The organism is Azonexus sp. (genome assembly GCF_036170495.1).
GTDB lineage: Bacteria > Pseudomonadota > Gammaproteobacteria > Burkholderiales > Rhodocyclaceae > Azonexus.
In genome coordinates this window covers 1-2585 of record NZ_JAVHPH010000314.1, presented here as the reverse complement: position 1 = coordinate 2585, position 2585 = coordinate 1, and the positions used below count along the sequence as shown (strand labels likewise).

Below are 2585 nucleotides of genomic sequence, written 5' to 3'. Positions count from 1 at the left end.
AGGCCGACTTGCTGGCGATGGCAGACTTCGGCCAGGCCGGTTTCGAAGGTCCGGTTGAGCAGGCTGTAGGCGTTCTGTGTCGCGACGATGCGCGGCAAGCCGAGTTCATCGGCCAATCGAGTGAATTCCATGATGCCCCATGGGTGCTCGTTGGAAACGCCAACGTGGCGAATCTTGCCCTCTTTGACCAGTTCGCCGAGCGCTTCGAGCTGTTCGCGGATCGACGGGCCTTCGCGCTCATTGTCCGGCTCGTACTGCCATTGCCCAAACATTGGCTGATTGCGCTCCGGCCAGTGTAGTTGGTAGAGGTCGACGTAATCCGTCTGCAGGCGCTGCAGCGAGCCGTCGAGGGCGGCGCGAATGTTGGTCCGGTCAAGGGCCGGCGGGCCGTTGCGGATCCAGTTCAGGTTGCGGCTCGGGCCGGCGACCTTGGTGGCGATCTGGATCTGGTCGCGCGGCTGGCGTTTCAGCCAGCGTCCGACGATGCTTTCCGAGGCGCCGCAGGTTTCAGGGCGCGGCGGAACGGCGTACATCTCGGCGGTATCGATGAAGCTGATGCCGGCAGCCTGCGCAAAATCGAGCTGGGCATGGGCGTCGACCTCGCTGGTTTGTTCGCCGAAAGTCATGGTGCCCAGGCAGATCCCGGGAACGATGAGGTTGCTGCGGCCAAGCTGGCGTGTTGGGAAGGTGGGCATTGGGAGCTCCATAATTTGGCAAAAATCAGGGTTGACCGCAGAGAACGCCATAGATCAGGACGTGACGTTCCAGTCGGTGATCAAAACCGGCCGGTACGATGGCCAGCCGGTGGTCGTCAAGCGCCTGGCCGCTTTTTTCCACCCAGGTCTGCGCCGCGGTGTAGGCAGCGTCGAAGCTATCGAAAAGCCCGTCGAGCCGGTCGGCGCGGACGGGCAGGAAAGCACCGGTGCGCCGATCAAGCAGCTGGTCGGTGTCGAGCCGTTGGACCGCGTAGCCCACTGCTCTCCGGGGCAAAATCAACTCGTCAAGGCTGAAGCGGTCGCCGAATGCGTCGGCAGGAAGCGGGAAATGGACCATGCCCTATTTTAGCGGCAAGGATTTCTTTCATCACGATGGGGGCTGTGGGAGGCTTGTTTCAGCGTGATAGAATCAAAAACTGTAATAAAAACTTAACAGGACTGACATGTTCTCTCGTCTGATGCCCAGGGAGGGTAAGTATTTCGATCTTTTCAATGCGCATGCGGAATTGATTGCGCGCGGGGGGGCGGCCTTGTCCAACATGATTGCCGCGTTGGTCGATCACCCCGACCAGGCTTCTGCCTATGCCGAAGAAATCGATGCCCTCGAACGCAAGGCCGATGCCATTACCCACGATACTCTGGCGCAACTGCATACGGCCTTTATTACGCCTTTCGATCGCGATGAAATCCATGAGTTGATCAATGGCATGGACGATATTCTGGATGTCATGCAGGACGTCGCCGAGTCGATCTCGCTCTACGACATTACCCGTGTTCCGCCCGATGCCAAGGCCATGGCCGTGGTTACCGAGAACTGCTGTGTCAGCGTGCAGTCGGTGATCAAGCTTCTGCACAGCATGGATAACGCACCGGCTATCCTCAAGTTTTGTCATGAGATCGACGCGTTGGAATCGGAAGCCGATCGCTCGTTGCGTAGCGCCATGTCCAAAATCTTCCGTGAAGAACCCGATGTGCGGGAGGTCGTCAAACTCAAGGAAATCTACGAATTGCTCGAATCGGTTACCGATCGCTGCAAGGACGTAGCTGGCACGGTTGAAGCCATCGTTCTCGAAAACTCCTGAGCGGATGGCTCGGCATGGATACGCTTAATATCGGTCTCGGGGTCGTCGTTACCTTGGTGATTGTCGCCTTGCTGTTCGACTTCATGAACGGTTTTCATGATGCGGCCAACTCGATTGCCACCATCGTTTCTACCCGCGTGCTCAAGCCGCATCAGGCCGTTATCTGGGCTGCCGGCTTCAACTTTATTGCCTATTTCCTGTTTCAGCTTAAAGTTGCCTCAACCATCGGCAAGGGCACCATCGACCCGTCTATCGTCGATCATTATGTGGTTTTTGGCGCGCTGATCGGGGCCATTGTCTGGAATATTATTACTTGGTATTACGGTATTCCGTCGTCGTCATCGCATGCGCTGGTTGGTGGATTGGTCGGTGCAGCCATTGCCAAGGCGGGCATCGGCAGTCTGATTTCATCTGGTGTCCTGAAAATTCTGGCTTTCATTTTCGTCGCGCCATTCCTTGGCTTCGTGATCGGTGGCACTTTGATGGTCATCGTTTCGTGGATCTGCCGAAACATGGCGCCACGCAAGGTCGATAAACATTTCCGCCGCTTCCAGTTGATCTCCGCTGCTGCCTATAGTTTGGGCCATGGTGGGAACGACGCGCAAAAAACAATCGGCATTATCTGGATGCTGCTGATCGCCGCGGGTATCTCGACGAGCAGCGATCCGATTCCCGGTTGGGTCGTTATTTGTTGCTATTCCGCAATGGGGATCGGGACCATGTTAGGTGGCTGGCGCATCGTCAAGACGATGGGCAATCGCATCACCAAACTCAATCAGGCCCGCGG

4 protein-coding genes are annotated in these 2585 nt (G+C 57.1%); 3 read left to right on the top strand and 1 reads right to left on the bottom strand.

The features are described 5' to 3' along the window. Positions 1-695 (bottom strand): aldo/keto reductase (locus tag ADADOO_RS11580; protein WP_511277660.1); only part of this gene is annotated, 695 nt, incomplete at its 3' end. A 31-nt stretch (positions 696-726) separates the two neighbouring features. On the opposite strand from ADADOO_RS11580, the gene ADADOO_RS11575 reads away from it, so the two are divergent. The 3 genes from ADADOO_RS11575 to ADADOO_RS11565 all read left to right on the top strand — a co-directional run. Further along, the gene (locus ADADOO_RS11575; RefSeq protein ID WP_511277659.1) at positions 727-1065 is read left to right on the top strand and encodes a hypothetical protein; all 339 of its coding nucleotides are present in this window, start codon (positions 727-729) and stop codon (positions 1063-1065) included. Between the two features lie 94 nt (positions 1066-1159). Further along, the gene (locus ADADOO_RS11570) at positions 1160-1798 is read left to right on the top strand and encodes a DUF47 domain-containing protein (protein ID WP_511277658.1); all 639 of its coding nucleotides are present in this window, start codon (positions 1160-1162) and stop codon (positions 1796-1798) included. A 14-nt stretch (positions 1799-1812) separates the two neighbouring features. Then, positions 1813-2585: inorganic phosphate transporter (locus ADADOO_RS11565; RefSeq protein ID WP_511277657.1), on the top strand; the 773-nt coding region annotated here is incomplete at its 3' end.

Bases quoted from the DNA above. Each gene is read 5' to 3' on its own strand.
- ADADOO_RS11570 (WP_511277658.1), top strand. From the start codon at position 1,160: ATGTTCTCTCGTCTGATGCCCAGGGAGGGTAAGTATTTCGATCTTTTC.